Consider the following 17,597-nt stretch of genomic DNA (forward strand, 5'->3'; position numbering starts at 1 on the left):
AGGTGGAAAATGCGACCGTATCCTCCTGCGATGAAGCCACGAACCCAGTCAACCCTTCCTCAATCTGATCATCTGTGGACCGCACCGAGTCCAAGTGAGTATTACAGGCAGGAACACCCGGACTACTTCTCGGACAGCGAAAGCGTCGATGTGGTGGGACTTGGCGAGGATCAACTCAAGTTCTATCTGGATCAACTCACGACCGAAAGACGAGAGCGAGAGTTTGAGGAGTTTGCGCGCGCAATTGCAGAGAAAGAGATATGCCCGAATCTTTTACCACAGACCGGTCCTGTGGGTGGTGGGGATTCGAAGACTGACGCATCCACATATCCTGTTTCCGAAGAACTCGGGGATCGACGATACTGGGCCAGCCAAGCTCGCCCGGCCAATGATGACTGGGCATTTGCATTCAGTGCGCAGAAGACCTGGAAACCGAAAGTTGCAGGGGATGTCACAAAGATCACCGGATTGTCCCGGCAATTCTCGAGAATCTTTTTCCTCACAAACCAACCTGTCCCTGACAAAGACCGAGAGAAGTGGGAAACCAAGATGCGGACTCTAAGCGGTTGTGACGTAAGGATACTGGATCGCACATGGCTCGTTGATCGTGTTTTCAAAGGGCACCACGTTGAACTGGCTGTCGCCAAATTGGGGCTCGATGTGCGAATGTCGCAGACCAAACGACTTGGACCACGGGATGCCTCGCGCGAGGTTGAGTTGGAAACACTATTGAACTCACTCAGGAATCCTGACTTGGCTAGAAATGACGACTACTCTCTAGCCGAGAGCTACCTTGAAGCGGCAAAGCTTGCTTGTTCCCTCGAACGCCCCAGAATAGAGGTGGATGGACTGTTCATTCAAGCCCGGCACTTGGCTGAAAAATCCCGGCACCCAGGCTTGGCGTTGCGGGCACACTACCAGCATGCGTGGAGAAGTTATTTCTGGTTCGATGACCCCAACGAGACCGAAAGAATTTATGAGGCAATGGAGCCACTTCTTGAGCAGATTGGAACGGGCGAGGAATGTGAGCTCTTCTCGAATATTTGTAGTGTTCTCCAGGCCGCCAAACTTCTTCGGCAACACGAGATAGCGGATGAAAGGGAGGAGGCACGAGTTGATCGCCTGAGAGCACGCTTTACTGCATTGGCGGCAGATGCAACCCGACCGAACACCGCACTGTTTGCCAAAACCTTGCTCGTTCGCCTGGGACTGAAGGAAAGTCTCGGAGACAAGCAACGAATGGGTGAAATGCTCGACGCTTATCTGGAATGTTTTCGCCAATCAAAGGGACTTGGCACCTATCCTCTGCTGAGGTTTGTGGATGCCATCGAAGGCATAGGCGAGTTTCTCTGTTCATTGCCGAACTACAATGCATTTCAAAACGAGGTGCAGCAGCTTATAGTCGAACGCTGCGGTGTGCGCGAGACAGGCCACCGCCAATTGAACTACGGCATTCAACTGCTCACCAATAAACGCTATCGCGAGGCGGTGTCCCAGTTGTCAAAGGCCCGATTTAACCTCGCCCATGAGGAAACATTGCTGGAAAGTGGGAAAGCATCCTTGGCATTAGGCGCGGTCTATGGCGACTTGGAACTTCGATGGGCGTCACGGGCTGCATATTTGGGAGCTGCTCACATCGCGTTGTATTCAGTTGAATCAATGCGCGCGAACCCGAAACGTGGTTTCGATTGCGTTATGCGATTAGCCTGGACTGAGCTGCAGCTTGGAAGAATCGCCCCATTTTTGGCTTGGAGGAACTTCGCGCATGGTTTGGCGAATCAAGTAAAAGCCTCGGGACAGAGCACCGAGGACGTAACTGAAGAACTCGAGCGCCAAGATGGGTGTCTGGGGTGCCTCTTCCTCAAATTGGCACCTGAACACGCTGCCGAGCTTAAATGGCTACCACCGACATTGGATGAGATGGGACTCGCCTCGTCTAGAATCGCACTGCTCTATTCTCTTGGTGAATCCTCGGTAATCGAAGCTGAGCAGTCAGCAAGTCCAGCCGAGATTCAAGACCTTGTAGAATCTTGGAAAGAACAGCCTGCTTACTCACAGATTCGCAATTCTACCGTGGGCGAGACTCGTCCTGCCAGTCTTTATGAGGCCACGATTTTTGGTGTGAAGTATCGTATTCGGTGTGCGAACGAGCTTGGTGCCCAAATTTACGCCGAAACCATTCTTGGGATGCTCGAATCAGCGTTCGCTGATGCAAAGTGGGAGAGCTTCGCGTTCGTGGTCGATACTGTTGACCTTTCTATTGTGTCAAAGGCTGGTGGTGTTAACCCTCCAAAAATCGATCCAGCCCTTTTGGGCATGGAATCGCAAGAACTTGTTTGGGGGACAGGAATGATCGACTGGATGCGAAACAAGCCTCAAGAGTATGCTCAGCATCTTTATGGCCTCCTCACTGACATCCTCTTGTTCACGACCATAGACTCTCAGAACGACATAGAACAAGAGCTTGCTGCATGGAAGGCTGGCGGGGTCTTCGAGCGAGCCTGCTCAACCGGACGCACCTTCACTGCCCTTCTCGACTTAATTGGAGCAAACAAGTATGACATCAACAACTGGCTCGCCACCCCCTCATCGTAGATTCGATGAAGCCGATTCGCTTCGGCAGATTCGTGACCGCTATATCGGCTTGAAGCAAAGCATCATGCCCCAAGTTGAAGCCCTTCAAAAGGACAAGAGGTTCATGGCTCTATGCGCCGAATACTATGAACGCGGTTACAAGGATTGGCATATTCTGTCTGCCGTGCTCAATCAGGTTTTACATTTGGAAACTGAGCGGCGTGGTCTGGGCTGGTCGCCAGATGACATGAGGCTTCGGCAAAAAGTGATGAATGAACTTCACAATGCGCAATTTGCTCCAAATGCTTTCAATCGAGCGGATATGGATCGAAACCTCAGCATGCATGCGATGACCTGCCTACAGAGCTACGGATTCATGCTTCGGAACCGCCGAGTGAAGCCGGAGGTCGTTGAGAAGTTTCTCAGGGAACGAATGATGCACTTCACATTGGATCTGCCTCATGATCCGATGTTTGGGAACCCAGTGGGGAACTGGCCTGTGTGAGTTGGTGGGTTCATCGACGCGGCTGATCTCGACGATGGGTTCGGTGAGGTAGCTGTCATTCTTCGCTGAAGCTGCGAAGCCCAGGGAGGTGCGACGATGCCCTCTTCCTTAGGGGTGAAGCGGGCGAGAAGGTCTCCGAAGATGAACTCAAAGGGGGACATTTCCCTGTGGGAAACCGCAATCGCTGCTCTATTGGTCCCAGCTATTTTGCGGCCACGCATGCTGCAGAGGCCGTCAAAATACACTCTTGTATAAATACAGAAATGTATGAGCGGGCACGCCAGCGGTTTTGCAGATCACACCACTGTCTCAATCACCTCCGCCACGCGATCCATCTCTGCTTCCGTGTTGTAGAAGTGCGGACTGAAGCGGAGCAGCGGTTGGCCGGCGCGGTTGTGGCGCAGGGACGGGGTGATGCCTTGCTCGTTGAGGTGCTTGGCGATGTCTTCGAGTGAGCGCTGCGGATGCTGCACAGTCGTGATGGCCGAGGCGTGGATGCTTTGTGGGTCGGGGCCGAGGAAGGTGAAGCCTTGCGGCTTCAAACCGGCGTGCAGACGGGCTTTGAGCTTCACAAGCTGGGCGCTGATGGCGTGGAGGCCGATTTCTTGAATCAGTTCGATGCCGGCCTTCATGCCGAGAATGCCGGAGATGTTCAGCGCGCCGGGTTCGTAACGACGTCCTCCGCGTTCGAAGGCGATTTCGTCCTGCGCGATGAAGTTCGGACTGCGCACGTTCCAGGAGCCGAGCAGGCTGGGGCGGAGCATGTCCTGCAATTCCTCACGCACATAAAAAATGCCGGCGCTCATGGGGCCGAGCATCCACTTGTGCGAGTCGGCGGAGAGGAAATCGACGTGCTCGACGCGGGTCTCGAAGGCACCGACGGTTTGAATGGCATCGAGGCAGAACAAGACACCGCGCTCGCGCAGCATGCGGCCGATGCGGTCGATTTCGATGCGGTAGCCGCTCTGAAAATGGCAGGAGGCGAGCGCGACGAGCTTGGTTTTGGATGTTAGCGCCGCCTCGACGAGTTCAAGGGTGATTTCGCCGAGAGAAGCCGGTTGGAGGCGTTTTAGGACGACGCCTTGACGTTCGAGATCGCTCCACGGATACACATTCGCGGGATAGTCATCGAGATAGCTGACGACTTCGTCGCCCGCCTGCCAGGGCAGTCCATTCGCGACCAAACTGAGACCGACAGACGTGGGGCCAATGAGCGCGATCTCACTGGCCTTGGCGCCGATCAATTCGGCCGCGACGACGCGGGTTTCATTCACCGCCCGCCAGGCCTCGGGATACTCCTGCATGCGCAGGCTGCATTGTTCGAGGTAATCCTGCATCGTGCGTGTGACACGGCGTGGCAGGATGGTGACACCCGCATGCGCGAGGAACAGGCTGTCTTTGATGACCGGAAACTCCTGCTGGCGCAGGGATTCATCCGAAAGCAGGGCGTCTAGGGTGAGCATGGTGGCAAAATGACGAATGTGGAATGACGAATGCCTATTGGTCAGAGGTCAGGCGAATTCGTCATTCCGTCATTCGGAATTCGTCATTTCGGGAGCCTAAGCGACTTTCAAGGTCTTCGCGCCTTCGTCGATGAGGTGCCAGAAGCTCTTGGATTTGCTCAACTCCTCGTCTTCGCCGCCACCGGGGAGGTTGCTGCGGAAGAGGAAGTCGGTGAGGGTGTTTTTGTGCAGCACCCGGTGAACGCGCACATTGCCCTCGACGATGCCGAAGTAGATGCGGTGGTCTCCCGCACGACAGCGGTAGAGTTTTTTGCCGCCACGCTCTAGGACGCCATAGCGTTTGGCGAGGATCGCCTCGTCGATGTCGGCAGGCTGGATGTTCAACGCTTCCAGCAGGTGAAACTGGGTCTGCGTGGGAAGCTGCGAGAGCTCGGCGGCGCTGATGTCGTTGAAAACGATCTGAATCACGGGGGCGACGGGGTTCGCTGTTTTTAGAAGCGTTTGATGACGTGCTTCTTGCGGATGGACTCCATCCACTTGTCGATGTTGTCCTTGGATTTCTCCTGGTTGATCATCCGCTCGATCTCAGGCCGCATTTTTTCCAGCGGGGGCGCGGTGCCGAGCTTTTTCGCATCGCACGCAACGATGATGTAGCTGGTCTCCTGGTCGATGATGGGGCTGATGCCGCCGGTCTTGAGTTCCATGGCCGCGTTGGCGATGGCAGGCATCATGTCGGTCTTGGCCATCCAGTCCCACGAGCCGCCGTTTTCAGCGTGACTGTCCTGGGAGTAGGCCTTGGCCGCCGCAGCAAAGTCGCCGCCGTTGACGATCTTGGAGCGCAGCTCCTGGGCGAGCTTTTTCTGCTTTTCAGGCGATGAGCCGGCTTCGCCGCTGAATTTGGGAATGGAGATGGTGGAGATCTTGATCTGGTCACCCTCGCGCCACTTGTCCACATGCTTGTTGTAGAAGTCCTCGACCTCCCGCGGGGTGGCCGGCGGGTGATCGCCGGAATGGCGGGCGCGCATGACGTTCATGACGATCATCTTCTCGCGTTGCTCGCGGAACTTTTTCACGCTCATGCCTGTTTTGGCCAGCTCGTCCACGAAGGCGTCGCGGTTGCCCTTGAAGCTCTCGCGGATGATGGTGTTGACATCGTCATCGACGTACTGGCCCTTGATGACACCGCCGATTTTTCTGAACTCGGCGAGCAGGATTTCGCGGTCGATGAGGCTTTCGACGGCGGAGGCGCGCACTTCGGCGAGTTCCTTGGCCAGGCGGGCCGGGTCGTTCTGGTGCTGGTAGCGCAAAATCTGCTCCTGGGCCGTGATCGTGTCCCGCACCTCGGATGCGGCGATAGGCACGCCATCGACGACGGCGACGATGCGGTTGGAGTAGGTCTGGGCCTTGACCGTGGTGAAAGCAACGACGGAGAGGGACAGAAGTAGGCTGATGCGCAGAAATAACATGACGAAAGAGCGGCCATCCTAGGGCGTGGGGGCGGTGTGGCAAGGCGAAGTTAAGCATGTGAGCTTGGCCTTGCGTAAAAGCGGCTCCGGCCTCTAATCTGCGCCTCCCAATCGCCGCCCCAACCCAGCCATGAGCAAGAAAGCCGCCGCCAAACCCACCCCGAAGAAAGCCGCCAAACCCGCCGCCAAGGTTTCCAGCAAAAGCCTTCTTGTCGAAAACCGCGTGTTCAAGCCTGGCGCCGAGTTTGCCAAAAAAGCCCGCATCAGCAGCATGGCGCAGTATAAGGCGATGCACGCCGAGTCGCTGAAAAGCCCGGACAAGTTCTTCGGTCGTGAGGCGAAGGAGCTGCTGTGGACGAAACCCTTCACCAAGGTGCTCGACTGGAAGTGCCCCAACGCGAAATGGTTCACCGGCGGCAAGCTCAACGTCAGCGAGAACTGCCTGGATCGTCATTTGGACGGCCCGCGCAAGACCAAGGCCGCGCTCATCTGGGAAGGCGAGCCCGGTGAGAAGCGCGTCTTCACCTACCAGCAGCTCCATCGCGAGGTCTGCCGCTTCGCCAACGTGCTGAAGCGTCACAAGGTCAAGAAAGGCGACCGCGTCATCATCTACATGCCGATGATCCCGGAGGCCGCGATTGCCATGCTGGCCTGCACACGCATCGGTGCTGTGCACAGCGTCATTTTCGGCGGCTTCAGCGCCGAGTCGATCAAGGACCGCGTGCTCGACAGTGGCGCCGCGATTGTCATCACTGCGGACGGCGGCTATCGCCGCGGAGCGGTGGTGCCTTTGAAGAAGAATGTTGATGATGCTCTTCGAGGCGGCGACACGCCGGTCAAGACGGTCATTGTTTACAAGCGCACCGGCCAGGAAGTTCATATCGAAGAAGGCCGGGACGTGTGGTGGAATCGTGAGTTGGAGTACGTCGATGCGCACTGCGCGCCTGTGGCGCTCGATTCCGAGGCGGATCTCTTCATCCTTTACACGAGCGGTAGCACCGGCAAGCCGAAGGGCATCCTGCACAGCACTGCTGGCTACCTTCTGCACGCGCAGATGACCTGCAAATACGTCTTCGACCTGCGTGACGACGATGTGTACTGGTGCACGGCCGACATCGGCTGGGTCACCGGCCACAGCTACATCGTTTATGGCCCGCTGGCCCTCGGCGCGACCTGCCTCATGTATGAAGGCGCTCCGAACTGGCCGGAGAACGACCGCTTCTGGCGGATCATCGAAGAATACGCCGTCACCGTCTTCTACACCGCGCCGACCGCCATCCGCGCCTTCATGAAGTGGGGCGACGAATGGCTCAAGAAGCACGATCTGAGCAGCCTGCGCCTGCTTGGCACCGTGGGTGAGCCGATCAATCCCGAAGCCTGGATGTGGTATCACCACAAGGTCGGCGGCGGCAAATGCCCCATCGTTGACACCTGGTGGCAGACCGAAACCGGCGGCCACATGATCACGCCGATCCCTGGAGCCATTCCGACCAAGCCCGGCACCGCCACGTTGCCGTTCTTCGGTGTCGAGGTCGGCATCGTCGATGATCTGGGCAAGGAAGTCGGCCCCAACGAACAGGGCAAACTCGTCATCAAGAAGCCCTGGCCGTCCATGCTGCGTGGCATCTGGGGCGACAAAAAACGCTACCAAGAAACTTACTGGAGCGAGTTCAAAGGCTGGTACTTCGCTGGCGACGGAGCACGCCGCGACAAGGATGGCTACATCTGGATCATCGGCCGCATTGACGACGTGCTCAACGTCGCCGGTCACCGCCTCGGCACCGCCGAAGTCGAGAGCGCCCTCGTTTCGCACCCATCCGTCGCTGAAGCCGCCGTGGTGGGCCGCCCGGATGAGTTGAAAGGCCAGGGCGTCGTCTGCTTCGTCACCGTCAAGGAAGGCATCAAGACCAGCCGCGAACTTGGTGAAGAACTGAAGAAGCACGTCCGCAAGGTCATTGGTCCCGTCGCCACGCCGGATGAAGTCCGCTTCGCCGCCGCGCTGCCCAAGACGCGCTCCGGCAAGATCATGCGCCGTCTTTTGAAGCAGGTCGCCGCCGGTGAACTGATCAAAGGAGACACGACGACCCTCGAAGACATCAACGTCATCGCCGCCCTCGCTGCCAGCAGCGAGGACTGAGGCCGTCCTGATTAAAGCATTGGTGTTTCACGCTCCAACGTGTGTTTGCCCGGCGTGAAAGCTGCGATTAGCTTTCACGCCTATCCACATGACCCACGCCGTACTCAGCCTCCTCAAAGAAAGCCGTCATCCCATGCGCATCGACCTCATCGGTGTCGCAGGCTCAGGCATGAGCGGATTGGCGCTGCTGCTGCTGGGCCTCGGTCACAAGGTTAGCGGTTCGGACAAGGCGACAACGCTTGAAACGGAGCGGCTGCAAAAACTCGGATTGCAGTTCTTCCCGCAGCATTGCGACAAGGAGGTCGAGGACTGCGACATGGTCATTTACTCCAGCGCCATCAAGCCGGGGAATGTGGCCTATGAGGCAGCCTACAAGCAGGGCATCCCGCTCATTCGACGCGCCGAGGCGCTCGCCGCCGTGATGGCAAACAAGAAAGGCGTCGTCGTCTGCGGCACACATGGCAAAACGACCACCTCCGCGCTCACCGCGCATGTGTTGCGCCAGGGCGGGCTCAAACCGAGTCACTACGTCGGCGCGGAGATTCCGATTCTTGGTTCCAACGCGCACTGGGATGCCGAGGGCGAGCTGTTTGTGGCCGAGGGCGATGAAAGCGACGGTACGCTGGTCAACTTCCATCCCGAGCATGCCATTGTGCTCAACATCGAGCCCGAGCATCTCGACTTCTATGACGGCATCGAGGCCATCAAGGCTGTGTTCCGTCAGGTGCTGAGCCAGACACGGGGACATTGGGTTTTTTGCGCCGAAGATCCCGTTGCCAGCGAGGTTTGCGCTGGCCCGCAAGGTGTCAGCTACGGCTGGGACCGCGATCATGACTTCTCGGCGAACATCCTCTCGATGAAGCCGGATCACTCCGTGTTTGACGTGTACCAAAGAGGCATGCTGCTCGGCAGCGTCACTCTCGGCATTCCGGGCAGGCATAACGTTTCCAACGCGCTCGCTGCCATCGCGCTCGCCACACGCTGCGGCGTGACGTTTGAGGCCATCCAGCATGCCTTGCGCACCTTCCGTGGCGCGAAGCGTCGTTTTGAGATCCGGCACAGCGGCGAGCATTTCACCGTCGTCGATGACTACGGCCATCATCCGAGCGAAATCGCCGCCACACTGGCCACCGCGAAGGGCTTGAATGCCGAGCGCATCGTCTGCCTGTTTCAGCCGCATCGTTACAGCCGCACGCAACTGCTCAAAAAGGAGTTCGGCGCGAGTTTTGCTGCCGTGGACGAGTTGTTTGTCACCGATGTTTATCCGGCGAGCGAAAAGCCGCTTCCCGGCGTCAGCGGCGAGACGATCCTCGAAGAGGTGCGCCTGCAAAACGACCACACCAAGACCGCCAGCACGCCCACGATGCTCATCGCGCGTGACAAAGTCGGCAATGCGCTGCGCCCCGGCGATCTGCTCATCACCCTGGGCGCGGGCAACGTTCACGAAGTGGGCCGCTGTATCGCGCGCGACCTGCCCGTGCTCGAAAAACTCTGCGGCATCCTTGAACACAACGGTGGCGGCGTGGCACGGCTTTATGAGCCCATGAGCCGCCACACCACTTGGCTCATCGGCGGCCCCGCGCAGTATTGGATCGAGCCGCGCAACGAAGCGTCCTTCGCTGAAGTCGTGCGCTATTTGCGTTCGGCGTCGATGCCGATCCGCGTGATCGGCCGCGGCTCGAATTTGCTCGTCAAAGACGGCGGCATTTGCGGCGCGGTCATTCATCCGAAGGGCGACTTCGAAAATGTTGCCGTGAACGGCAATGAAATCACCGCCGGTGCTGGAGCACGCCTCAAAAAGATCGCCAGCGCGGCGCGCAAGGCCGGCATCGGCGGTTTCGAGTGGATGGAAGGCATTCCCGGCAATCTCGGCGGTGCCATACGCATGAACGCAGGTGCCATGGGCACCGAAACCTTCGATCAAATCGTCAGCGTTCGTTTCATCGACACGGATGGCAGCATCAAAGAGAAACCGCTGGCTGAAATCACGCATCACTACCGCAGCGTGCCAGAATTCGAGGAACGCTATGTTGTTTCCGCCGTTCTGAAAGGCTCGCCTGCCGCGCCAACCGAGATCGATGCCAAACTCGCCGCCTCACATCACAAACGCCGCACCAGCCAGCCTGTTGGTGCCAGCGCCGGATGCACCTTCAAGAACCCGGAGATCTGCGGAGCTGGCAAATTGATCGACGATTTGAGCCTCAAAGGTCGCAGTGTCGGCAAAGCCATCGTTTCGGACGTCCACGGCAATTTCATTGTCAACCAAGGCGGGGCGACAGCGCGTGAGGTGCTCGATTTGGTCGCCCAGATCAAAGAAACCGCGCTCCAAGAACGCGGCGTGACCTTGGAGATGGAAGTGAAGGTCATCGGCGAGGATCAGCCGCTCCCTCTTTGATGGAGCGCACGCGTCCTCGCGTGCTGTTTCCCGCGTCTCGCGAGAAACCGTTCTATCGCTCACTTTGACTCGCAGATCATGGCAGATCCAGTGGGTGTTTCAGGGACGGACTTCGGCGGGGACGCCGAAGTCAGCACGCGGGACGCGTGCGCTCCACGTTCCAGACGCGCTCCAGGCTTGCGCTTTCGCGCGTCAGCGGTGAGCTTTCGGCTTGATGCAGAAACTTGCCCTCATTCTTTTCCTCCTCGGCCTGTTCGTGACCGGTTTGCTCGGCACGGAGACGCGGCTGCTGTTTTTCTGGCCGGGATGCGCGTTGATCGGCCTGGCGGGATTGCTGGCGGCGTTGCGGTGGAAACTGCGGGTGAGCTTTCAGCCGAATGACTGGTGCTTGTTCACCGTGCTTGCCCTGACGGCTTACATCGGCTGGCGGGCCTGGGCATCGCCGGTGGAGGTGTTTGCGCGTGAGGACGCGGTCATGCTGCTGGCCTGTTTTGTGACTTATCTGATGACGGTGACTGCGGCGAGTCACCCGAAGTGGCGGCTGGGCATCGTGGGCGTGCTGCTGGTGCTGGTGGCGGGGAATCTGGCCGCAGGGTGGCTGAATTTCAAAGGTCGCTGGGACTTCCATCTCGTGCCAGGTTTCTTCCGCACCTTCCCGCCAGGACGCATCGGCGGCTTCTTCAACAATCCAAACCACCTCGCGGCATTCCTCTCATTTGCGGTGTTTCTCTCGGCGGGGGTGATGTTGTTTGCACGGATTCACATTGTTTCCCGGCTGCTGCTGGGGTTTGGCATCCTGGCGATGCTGGCGGGCGTGGCGCTGACGGTCAGCCGTGCGGCGATGTTAGGCCTAGCTGCCGGAGGTGTGGTGTTTGTGCTGCTGATGCTGTGGACCGTGTGGCGTACGCAGCGGCCACTGTTCAAGTGGCTGGTGATCGCGTTGATTCTGGTCTCAGGCGCGGCCGGTGGCGCTTTTTACAAGGTGAACGAGGATTCCATGCTCACGCGCCAGCTTGTCACGCCGCTAGGGGATGACATGCGTCTGCACATCTGGCACGCGGCGCTGGCGCAGCATGCGGAATCGCCGTGGATCGGCGCGGGCTCGCGCATGTTCTATGTCGGCGGGATCACACATCGTGACCCCGAGGCTTCGGCGCAGACGGGAGACTCGTTGTTTGCGCACAATGAATACCTGCAGATGCTGGCAGACTATGGCTGGGCCGGGCTGGCGCTGCTGCTGCTGGTGGTGTTGGCCCATCTGATGAACGGCATCCGGTTTCTGCGCTGGTTTGCCGCCGAGAAGTTCCCCTCCACCGGAAAACTCGGCAGCAACACGCTGGCGCTGACGCTCGGCGGCATCGCCGCGCTCGTGGCCACGCTGGTCCATGCCGTGTTTGAGTTTCACGGTCATGTGCCGGTCATCGCCCTTCTGGGCACGATGGTGCTCGGCCTGCTGGCAAATCCGGGCAACGAGAGCGAGGTGTTCAAATCACGCCGCATCTGGGGACTGCGGTTTCTGATGAAAATCGTGATGCTGGCGGCCTCGGCGGCGATGATCGGCGGCGCGGCCGTATTCGGCGTAGCTGACGCGCATTTCGCCGTCGCCCAGGTGCAGAACAAGCGCGGAGAGACCGTGCTGGCGCTGCGCAATTTCGCGCGTGCGGCAGAGACCGACCCGCGCAACGCGGTTCTGGCCTACCAACACGGCCTGGCCTTGATGGACTCTTACAAACCGGGCATGCCTGACGAAGAGCGCCGTCGTCTCATTGACAAGATGGTGTGGGAGTTGACGCGGGCCAACATGCTGAACCCTTACAGCCATCTTTATCAACTGGCGCTGGCGGACGCGCTGGATGCCGCTGGCAAACATGACGAGGCGCTGGCGGCCATCCAGCGCGCCCTCGTGCTGGCGCCGTTGTATGAGGAGCCGCGCATGGCGCTTGGCATGCATTACCACCGGATCGGCAAGTATGAGCAGGCCGAGTTTGCCTATCTCTGGGCCAGCCAGGCCAAGGCGATGAATCCTGCGGGCACCACGAACTGGCTGGACAGTTATCGCCAGCTTCTATATCACACCGCCGTGCTGGCCGAGCGCAAACGCGCCGCGCGGAACAAGCCTTAGGGGCTCAGGAGACGACGCGCTTCACCTCATCCACGCGATAGCCAAATCCGGGGCCGCTGAGCGTGCTGAGATCCACGATGCCGCCGCGACGCTGAAACAGGCCGGGGTGAATCTCCTGCTCCGGCAGCGAGGCATCGGGATAAAACTGCATCGCGTTGCATTCCACGCCCTGGATCGTGCCCGCATGCGCGGCGAGGCGGACGTGCGGGATCATGGCGAGCATCGGATTGGTCAAATCCTGCACCATAAGCGGCATACCGTGCGCCTTGGCCCAGCACAGGCTTAGCAGCGCACCGGTTTGTGTTTTGCAGGTCTTCAACGCCACGCCGGACCAGCCGAGACGACGGCCAAGGCGCACAAACTCCCAGTCGTGGGCGCTTTCATCAAGGAATAGCGGCTTGCGCGCGGAAACACTGCGCACGTCGATCTGATGCGCCTCAAGATCGTATGGGAAGGGCTGCTCGACGTAGAGCGTGCGGGCGAAAATTTCCGGCTCCTCGGCCAGCAGGCGGTCAAGGATGGCATTCACATAAGCAGGCTCCTTCACGGTGCAGTTGAAGTCGGCGCTGAACCAAGTCACACCACCGGCGAGGCCGATGCGGCCCACGCGCTGCATGCGCTCGAAGTCCCACGCCGCATCCGTACCGCGCAGCTTCACCTTGAGGCACTTCAGACCGTCGCGCTTGATCCAGTCGGCCAGCAGTAGCGGATGCGCGTCCTGCGGCTCGGTGCCGTTCAGATCGGCGGCTTCGAGCGCGTCCACACCGCCAACGAGATGCCACACAGGCAGTTGTTTCGGCGCGTTCATCACCAGGTAGTCCTGCGGGTAACGGCTTTTGAAATCGATGCCGCTGCCGTCTTCTGGCGTGATGAAGGCGGAGAGATCGCGGCTCATGAACTCCGCGTTGTAGGTCGAGTAGATGTCGCGGTCATGCAGCACGCCGTAGGCATCGTGAACGGCGATGTCGAAGGCGCTGAATGCCACCAGGGAGCCAAGATAGGGCATTTCATCGCCTCCAGCTGCTTGATTGGCTTCCTTCAAAGTGGCCGCGAGCGTGCCGTGCATGAAATCGTGCCCGATTTCCATCGGGTGGCCGGTCAGGCCGCTCTCCACGAGGCGCTGCGCTAGCAGCGTGGAGAAATCCTGCATGCGCTGGGCACGCACCGCCACGCTCAGGGAGCTGGGCCAGACCCAGGACACGCTGAGCGGTGTCTCGCCCCAGCCCTGGGCGGTTTTGCCGCTGCCATCGGCCACCGTCACGCGCACACGCAGACAAACAGCGCTGGTCACGGTCTCCGGGCCAAACTTGAGCGGCACGCGCATCGTGACGGGAAGGAAAAACACTTCGGCGGCGGTGACACGGACATCGGTGAGCTTGGTGGAGGGCATTGGGCAAAATGAAGCGCCCACATCCGCCCGCAAAGAAAACATTGCCGTGGAAAGCAGCTTCCGCTTCACTTGGCACATCATGCGCATCTGGGATCTGCACTGTCATCTTTCCGGCGTTCCTGGGCTCACGCCGGAGGAACGTCTCAAGGCGCTGCTCGTGTATGCCGACCGCATGGGCATTGAGCGGCTGTGCGTGTACATGGGCTTGAAGTGGTCGCAAGATCCGTCCCCGGCCGATCTGGTTCAGCAAAACAGCGAGGTGCTGCGTGCGATCGCCAAGTTCCCGGATCGGGCGTTTGGTTTTGTTTATGTGAGCGCCAAACATCCTGAGGAAAGCCTCGCCGAGCTCGAACGCTGCGTCGCCAACGGGCCGATGGTGGGCGTGAAGCTGTGGGTGGCGGAAAAATGCAGCGTGGAGGCGATTGATGCGATCATCCGGCGCGCGGCGGAGTTGAAGGCGGTCATTTTTCAGCACACCTGGTTCAAAACAAACGGCAACTACCCCGGTGAATCGACACCGGACGATCTGGTGACGCTGGCGCGGCGCTTTCCCGAGGTTCCCATCATCTGCGGCCACACGGGCGGCACCTGGGAGCTGGGCATTCGCGCGATTCGTGAGCAAACCAACCTGTATGCCGATCTCGCCGGTTCGGATCCCACCGCAGGCATCACCGAGATGGCGGTGCGTGAGCTGGGTGCCTCTCGCGTAATCTATGGCAGCGACTGCGGCGGGCGTAGTTTCGCCAGCCAGCTTGCCAAGGTTCACGGCGCGCAGATCAGCGACGCCGACAAACAAAAGATCTTCTGCGACAATCTGCGAAATCTGATGCTGCCGATTTTGAAAGCCAAGGGCATTGAGGCTTAGCTTTTCTTTTTGCCGAAGCCGAACAAGCGCTTGAGCAGGCCGCCGCCTTCTTTTTTCTCGTCGCTTTCCGTGGTTGGCGCGTTCGGGCTGGACAGTCGGCGGCCATCGCCCGCAAGTTTGGCTTTCACAGGTTTCTTTTCCTCCACGGGGGCGGGTCTGCCCGCAGGCGTGGGCAAGGAGGCGGCCCACCATGAAGGTGAGAGCGCCGCGACGGTCTGCCAGGCGTCGAGTCCGGCGTGCCAGACGAGCGAATCGGAGGCAAGCTTCTTCTCGCGGGCCAGTTGGCTCATCGCGGCTTCATCCATCGGCCCTTCGGCGGCTCCGGCGTTGTTGAAGTACCAGTTCATCTTCGGCGGCAAGGCTACGCGTGCCGGCGAACAGTGCAAGGCGCGAGGAAATGCTTTCCAACTCGTCCCAGGTTGTTCAAACTGGCCGCATGAATCGCAGAAACTTTCTGGCAGGCTCCAGCGCGGCGCTGGCGGCCACCGTTTTGACGGCGGCGGATGACACCAGGCTCATCGACTGCCATGTGTATCTCGGCGCGAATCCCTTTCGGCGGCTCGGGGCTGAAAATGCGGCGCAGTTTGCCCAGGGATTGCAACAGCGCGGCGTCACCGAGGCCTGGGCGGGCGCGTTTGAAGGACTGCTGCGGCGTGATGTGGCTGCTGTGAACCGTGAACTGGCACAGGCCTGCGAGAACTCCCTGTTTCGCCCCTGCGGCACGGTCAACCTCACGTTGCCTGCCTGGCAGGACGATGTGAAGCGCTGCGCGGAAGAACACGGTATGCGGGTGATCCGTCTGCATCCGAATTATCACGGTTACACACTCGAAACGCCTTCGTTTCGCGAGCTGCTGACGCTGGCGGGCAAGCATCGGCTGCTGGTGCAGCTCGTGGCGCAGATGGAGGATGAACGAACGCAGCATCCGCAGGTGCGCGCGGCTCCGGTCGATCTCAAGCCTCTGACGGCGATCATGCGTGAGATGAAGGACACGCGAGTGATGCTGCTGAACGCGAGCGCGGCGATGGTGCTGCGGCATTTGCAGGACTGTCCGAACGTATGGCTCGATTTCGCTATGATCGAGAGTGTGGGCGGGGTGGACAATCTGCTCAAGACCTGGCCGCTGGAGCGTGTGGTGTTTGGCTCTTTTGCGCCGGTGTTTTACTGGGAGTCGGCCCGCCTGAAGATGCAGGAGTCCGCGATCATGGCTGCACCGGCGCGGACGATTCAGTCGAGCAATGCGGCGGCCTTGCTGGCTTGAGGTTTCAGGCCTTTACCACGACTGAACGTGGCGGCGGGGCGCTGGCGGGCAGTTTCGCGGGTTTCAAGGCGGCGGTGTTGGAACCAAGGACCGGGACCGGTGAAACGCCCATCACGTCCAGGGTGTGCTCGGCTTGAATGACGCTGCCGTTCCAGGAGGTGACGACAGGATAGACCTGCGCGGTGTTGGAGAGATAGACCTTGTTTGGCACCAGTTCCTCCGGCGGGCGGAGCTGCATCTGACCGAGTTTGTAGATGGGCTCGACGAACGGAGCGCGGAAGATGAAGGTGGTTTCGATGTCCGCGTCCTGAAACTGCGGAAAAAGTTTTTTCAGCGCGGGAATCCACGCGGCCCGAATGCTGTCATCCGCCTGCATGAAGCGTGGGTCTTCGCGATGCAGGTACTTGGTGAGATAAACGACGTGGCGCTCCCCACGGTCGCTGGTGTCCGTGAGCGTGGAGGTTTCGACGACGCCGTCAAAGGGATGCTCGCTTTCCGGCGTGGCGACCCAGTAATGCGTGGTGAGGGGCTTTTTGAGGAACAGGAGGCAGTTGATGACGCCCTGGTAATCGGTGGTGGTGTCGAGCGCTGGCATTTGCGCGCGCATGACGGGGCCGAGGAGCTTCTCCACCTGCGGTGTGGGCAGCGTGATGACGATCTGGTCAAATTTTTCGCTGCCTGCGGCAGTGGTGACGGTGACGCGGCCCTCGGCATCGAGATCGATGCCCTGCACGGCCGTGCTGAGCCGGATCTCGGCACCGAGCGAGCGCAGCACGCGGGCGCAGGTGTCGGTGATGTGCTTGTAGCCACCTTTGATGTAGCCTTTGCACTCGCCTTTGGATTCGCCCTTCTCGCGGTTGAAGCGGGTCCAGAACCAAAGCGCGGGGACGTCGTGGTAGCGGTCGCCGAATTTGGCCTCAAGCATCGGCTGCCAGAATTTCGTGAAGGCGCGTGCTCCACTGAGCCGGGTGAGCCATTTCACCGTGGTGATGTTATCGAGCCCTTTGTCGGAAACGAGACGGCCATACAAGCCGGTGATGCCGACGCGGATGCGATCCATGTAGCGCAGCGGGGCAAACTTCAACAGATCGAGCGCGGTGTTGAGCGGGAAAAACCTGCCCTGATGCGCATAGGCGAAGGTGGTGGGCTTCCAGTAAACGTCATCATGGATGCCGAGTGACTCCAGCACGCGCAGCAGCGGCCCGTCGCTGGGCAGCATGCAGTGGTAGAATTTTTCAAAGGAGCGGCCGTCATGCTCGAAGAAGGTGCCGAGACCACCGAGCTGGCCGGAGCCTTCGATCAGTGTCACGCATTTGCCCGCCTGGGCGAGGCGCAGGGCGCAGGTGAGGCCGGAGATGCCACCGCCGAGCACCGCGATGGAGTGAGTGACTGGGCGCATGAAGGGCTAATATCGAATGA

13 protein-coding genes are annotated in these 17,597 nt (G+C 59.6%); 7 read left to right on the top strand and 6 right to left on the bottom strand.

Annotation, left to right across the window (positions count from 1 at the left end):
* Positions 1–30 precede the first annotated feature (30 nt).
* Together ACILSI_RS07940 and ACILSI_RS07945 are read left to right on the top strand one after the other, a co-directional pair.
* The gene (locus tag ACILSI_RS07940) at positions 31–2,595 is read left to right on the top strand and encodes a hypothetical protein (RefSeq protein WP_395721326.1); all 2,565 of its coding nucleotides are present in this window, start codon (positions 31–33) and stop codon (positions 2,593–2,595) included.
* Positions 2,558–3,079 carry a hypothetical protein gene (locus tag ACILSI_RS07945; RefSeq protein WP_395721327.1) on the top strand — a complete coding sequence of 174 codons (522 nt, stop codon included), beginning with the start codon at positions 2,558–2,560 and terminating at the stop codon, positions 3,077–3,079. Before ACILSI_RS07940 ends, ACILSI_RS07945 begins: the two co-directional genes overlap by 38 nt.
* 296 nt (positions 3,080–3,375) lie before the next feature.
* Here the strand turns inward: ACILSI_RS07945 and ACILSI_RS07950 are convergent, their stop codons facing one another.
* The 3 genes from ACILSI_RS07950 to ACILSI_RS07960 all read right to left on the bottom strand — a co-directional run bounded on the left by ACILSI_RS07950 (position 3,376) and on the right by ACILSI_RS07960 (position 6,008).
* Complete coding sequence (locus tag ACILSI_RS07950; protein WP_395721328.1) at positions 3,376–4,542, bottom strand: aminotransferase class V-fold PLP-dependent enzyme; 1,167 nt, start codon at positions 4,540–4,542, stop codon at positions 3,376–3,378.
* Between the two features lie 96 nt (positions 4,543–4,638).
* Positions 4,639–5,010: a hypothetical protein gene (locus tag ACILSI_RS07955; RefSeq protein ID WP_395721329.1), complete on the bottom strand. Its 372-nt coding sequence runs from the start codon at positions 5,008–5,010 to the stop codon at positions 4,639–4,641.
* A gap of 23 nt (positions 5,011–5,033) precedes the next feature.
* A complete protein-coding gene (locus ACILSI_RS07960; RefSeq protein ID WP_395721330.1) occupies positions 5,034–6,008 on the bottom strand; it encodes a peptidylprolyl isomerase in 975 nt (324 codons plus the stop codon).
* A gap of 130 nt (positions 6,009–6,138) precedes the next feature.
* On the opposite strand from ACILSI_RS07960, the gene acs reads away from it, so the two are divergent.
* The 3 genes from acs (at position 6,139) to ACILSI_RS07975 (ending at position 12,662) form a co-directional block, all read left to right on the top strand.
* Complete coding sequence (acs, locus tag ACILSI_RS07965; RefSeq protein ID WP_395721331.1) at positions 6,139–8,145, top strand: acetate--CoA ligase; 2,007 nt, start codon at positions 6,139–6,141, stop codon at positions 8,143–8,145.
* Between the two features lie 88 nt (positions 8,146–8,233).
* Positions 8,234–10,540, top strand: a complete 2,307-nt coding sequence (gene murC / locus ACILSI_RS07970; RefSeq protein ID WP_395721332.1) for a UDP-N-acetylmuramate--L-alanine ligase — start codon at positions 8,234–8,236, stop codon at positions 10,538–10,540.
* Positions 10,541–10,754: 214 nt separating this feature from the next.
* A complete protein-coding gene (locus ACILSI_RS07975; RefSeq protein ID WP_395721333.1) occupies positions 10,755–12,662 on the top strand; it encodes an O-antigen ligase family protein in 1,908 nt (635 codons plus the stop codon).
* Positions 12,663–12,666: 4 nt separating this feature from the next.
* Here the strand turns inward: ACILSI_RS07975 and ACILSI_RS07980 are convergent, their stop codons facing one another.
* Positions 12,667–14,052 (bottom strand): enolase C-terminal domain-like protein, encoded by a 1,386-nt coding sequence (locus ACILSI_RS07980; protein ID WP_395721334.1) that lies wholly within the window; start codon positions 14,050–14,052, stop codon positions 12,667–12,669.
* A gap of 79 nt (positions 14,053–14,131) precedes the next feature.
* On the opposite strand from ACILSI_RS07980, the gene ACILSI_RS07985 reads away from it, so the two are divergent.
* Entirely contained in the window at positions 14,132–14,917 is a 786-nt protein-coding gene (locus ACILSI_RS07985) for an amidohydrolase family protein (protein WP_395721335.1), read from the top strand.
* Here the strand turns inward: ACILSI_RS07985 and ACILSI_RS07990 are convergent.
* Positions 14,914–15,264 (bottom strand): DUF4339 domain-containing protein, encoded by a 351-nt coding sequence (locus tag ACILSI_RS07990; RefSeq protein ID WP_395721336.1) that lies wholly within the window; start codon positions 15,262–15,264, stop codon positions 14,914–14,916. The two genes, ACILSI_RS07985 and ACILSI_RS07990, sit on opposite strands and share 4 nt — an antisense overlap.
* A gap of 89 nt (positions 15,265–15,353) precedes the next feature.
* Between ACILSI_RS07990 and ACILSI_RS07995 the strand changes: the two genes are divergently transcribed.
* Positions 15,354–16,178: an amidohydrolase family protein gene (locus ACILSI_RS07995; protein ID WP_395721337.1), complete on the top strand. Its 825-nt coding sequence runs from the start codon at positions 15,354–15,356 to the stop codon at positions 16,176–16,178.
* A 4-nt stretch (positions 16,179–16,182) separates the two neighbouring features.
* Here the strand turns inward: ACILSI_RS07995 and ACILSI_RS08000 are convergent, their stop codons facing one another.
* Positions 16,183–17,577, bottom strand: a complete 1,395-nt coding sequence (locus ACILSI_RS08000; RefSeq protein ID WP_395721338.1) for an FAD-dependent oxidoreductase — start codon at positions 17,575–17,577, stop codon at positions 16,183–16,185.
* Positions 17,578–17,597 lie beyond the last annotated feature (20 nt).

The sequence above is a fragment of the Prosthecobacter sp. genome (genome assembly GCF_044232965.1).
Classification (GTDB): Bacteria; Verrucomicrobiota; Verrucomicrobiia; order Verrucomicrobiales; family Verrucomicrobiaceae; genus Prosthecobacter.